Source organism: Mesorhizobium sp. M5C.F.Ca.IN.020.32.2.1 (assembly GCF_004023105.1).
Taxonomy (GTDB): Bacteria; Pseudomonadota; Alphaproteobacteria; order Rhizobiales; family Rhizobiaceae; genus Mesorhizobium; species Mesorhizobium wenxiniae.
The window spans coordinates 1-2,988 of record NZ_RZSX01000781.1; the positions used below are offsets into that span (position 1 = coordinate 1).

4 protein-coding genes are annotated in these 2,988 nt (G+C 59.9%); 1 reads left to right on the forward strand and 3 read right to left on the reverse strand.

Features of this window, described 5'->3' with window-relative positions:
- The 3 genes from EOA86_RS28720 to eno form a co-directional block, all read right to left on the reverse strand.
- Nucleotides 1–782 (reverse strand): thiamine pyrophosphate-dependent enzyme (locus EOA86_RS28720; RefSeq protein ID WP_128344748.1); only part of this gene is annotated, 782 nt, incomplete at its 3' end.
- Between the two features lie 171 nt (nucleotides 783–953).
- A complete protein-coding gene (locus EOA86_RS28725) occupies nucleotides 954–1,277 on the reverse strand; it encodes a septum formation initiator family protein (protein WP_127212759.1) in 324 nt (107 codons plus the stop codon).
- Nucleotides 1,278–1,465: 188 nt separating this feature from the next.
- Nucleotides 1,466–2,740: a phosphopyruvate hydratase gene (gene eno / locus EOA86_RS28730; protein ID WP_128344750.1), complete on the reverse strand. Its 1,275-nt coding sequence runs from the start codon at nucleotides 2,738–2,740 to the stop codon at nucleotides 1,466–1,468.
- Between the two features lie 50 nt (nucleotides 2,741–2,790).
- Between eno and EOA86_RS39655 the strand changes: the two genes are divergently transcribed.
- On the forward strand, nucleotides 2,791–2,988 hold a 198-nt coding region (locus tag EOA86_RS39655), incomplete at its 3' end, for a hypothetical protein (protein ID WP_206630161.1).

Consider the following 2,988-nt stretch of genomic DNA (forward strand, 5'->3'; position numbering starts at 1 on the left):
AGAATCAGCGGCCCCTTGCCGGCGCGGCACCATTCAGTTGCGAGATCGCCGGCTGCCTTGACCGCGCGGACGTCCATGCCGTCGACCTGGATACCGGGGATCTTGAAGGAGGCGCCGCGCTGCGAAAAATCCGTCTCGGCCGACGAACGCGATACCGAGGTGCCCATGGCATAGCGGTTGTTCTCGATGATGTAGATCACCGGCAGCTTCCACAGCGAGGCCATGTTGAAGCTTTCATAGACCTGGCCCTGATTGGCGGCGCCGTCGCCGAAATATGTCAGCGTTACATTGTTGTTGCCGCGATAGCGATTGGCGAAGGCGAGGCCGGTGCCGAGCGAAACCTGCGCGCCGACAATGCCGTGGCCGCCGTAAAAATGCTTTTCCTTCGAGAACATGTGCATGGAGCCGCCCTTGCCCCTGGACAAGCCGCCGCGGCGCCCGGTCAACTCGGCCATGACGCCGCGCGGCGACAGGTCCATCGCCAGCATGTGACCATGATCGCGGTAGGCGGTGATCATCTGATCGCCATCGACCAGCGCCATCTTCATGCCGGTGACAACTGCTTCCTGGCCGATATAGAGATGGCAGAAGCCGCCGATGAAGCCCATGCCGTAGAGCTGGCCGGCCTTTTCCTCGAAGCGGCGGATAAGCAGCATGCGCCGGTAGGCGTCAAGCTCCTCGTCTTTGGTGAAGTCGACAGGTTTGGGGGCCGAAACCCCCGCCGATTTGCCGTCGGATCTGGATTTGGATTTGGCAGGCGCTTTTCTGGCGGCGGTGGCCATGCATCACTCCCTGTTGGCGTCTCTTGCGGACACTGAGGGAGATCAGTTCTCCCCACCGATTTGGGAAGGCTAACACGCGGGAAAGCGTTTCGCCATGCTGAAAAATGCATGGCTGACATGCATCTAAGCGATTAAAATCATTGAAAATATCGTCGATTAACTTGAATTTGGTTATCTTGCCGTAGCTGGCAACATGATGGTGATTTCGTCGGCATGGGACATATTGAGTGCCCTGCGCGCCTGCTCGTCGAGCATGTCCTTCTCCAGCGTGCCCTGATGCATCAGCTGAACGCGCCGCTGCAGGTCGACCCGGCGCGCCTTGACGGCATCGAGCTCACTTTGCAGATCGACGGCTTCGGCTTCCAACCGATACTTGGAATATATGCCGAATTCGCCATGATAGGCGTGGAATCCGAAATAGGCCAGGAATGCCACGCAGAGCGAGGGAATGATCAGCCGACCGGTGTTTCTCTGCTTGTGCTGACGTGTCCACATGATCCAAATCCCTTAGAGCGGCGCGCGTCGGCTTGGACGCGCAAAGGACGCTCTAACACTCTGCGACCTAGCCCTTTCTCGCCCGATTGTGCTTAATGGACGGTTACGGATGTCCGGATTTGGCGGTGTTGAAACAAAAAGGGCGAGGAATGCCCCCGCCCTTTTCATTCCGGATATCTTCTGTGGGCTCAGCCTTTCACGATCGACTTGCCGGCGTAGAGCGCCTGCTTGCCAAGCTCTTCCTCGATGCGGATGAGCTGGTTGTACTTGGCCATGCGATCCGAGCGCGACAGAGAGCCCGTCTTGATCTGCCCGCAATTGGTGGCGACGGCGAGATCGGCGATGGTCGAATCTTCGGTTTCGCCCGAGCGGTGCGACATTACCGCGGTGTAGCCGGCCTTGTGCGCGGTCTCGACGGCGTCGAGCGTTTCGGTCAATGAGCCGATCTGGTTGACCTTGACCAGGATAGAATTGGCGACGCCCATACGGATGCCGTCGCGCAGCCGCGCCGTATTGGTGACGAACAGATCGTCGCCGACCAGCTGGGTCTTCTTGCCGATGAGGTTCGTCAGCGTTTTCCAGCCGTCCCAGTCGTCCTCGGCCAGCCCATCCTCGATCGTGATGATCGGATAATCCGCCGCAAGCTTGGCCAGATATTTGGCCTGGGTCTTCGGATCGCGGGTCTTCTTCTCGCCTTCGTAGACGTAGTTGCCGTCCTTGAAGAATTCGGTCGCGGCGCAATCGAGGCCCAGCGCAACCTCTTCGCCCGGCTTGAAGCCAGCCTTCTCGATCGATTCCATGATGAAATCGAGCGCGGCGGGCGCGCTTTTCAAGTTAGGAGCGAAGCCGCCCTCGTCACCTACATTGGTGTTGTGGCCGGCACCCTTCAGCTTCTTCCTCAACGTATGGAAGATTTCCGAGCCCCAGCGCACGCCGTCACGCAGTGTCGGCGCACCGATCGGCAGGATCATGAATTCCTGGAAATCGATCGGGTTGTCGGCATGGGCGCCACCGTTGATGATGTTCATCATCGGCACCGGAAGCACGTGCGCCTTGGTGCCGCCGACATAGCGGTAGAGTGGCAGGCCGGCCGCTTCCGCCGCAGCCTTGGCCACAGCCAGCGAGACGCCGAGGATAGCGTTGGCGCCGAGCCGGCTCTTGTTGGGCGTGCCGTCGAGTTCGATCATGGTCTGGTCGATGTGGATCTGGTTCTCGGCTTCCATACCGCCGATCGCCTCGAACAGCTCGCCATTGACGGTCTCTACCGCCCGCAGGACCCCCTTGCCGAGGTAGCGGGCGCCGCCGTCGCGCAGTTCGACGGCCTCATGCGCGCCGGTCGAGGCGCCGGAGGGCACCGCAGCGCGGCCCATCGAGCCATCTTCGAGGACGACGTCGACCTCAACGGTCGGGTTTCCGCGGCTGTCCAGGATTTCACGCCCGACAATGTCGATGATGGCAGTCATTGCGATGTCCCCGATTGATCTGACGAAGCGTCGGGCACGTCTTAGCCAAAGTGCTGCAAAACGCAATCGGGGCGTCCGCAAATATTGCCGCCACCTCCGCCACATCGATTCACGAAGCACAAATTGCTGTCATCATAAGTCATGTCAGTCATAAGTCTTGGCGGCATGCGGCTTTCTGGTTTATGCTCGCGCTGCGCGGGGCGAAACAGGAGGAGTTTCGCCATGTCTCAGTTGAGCGGTATTGTGAG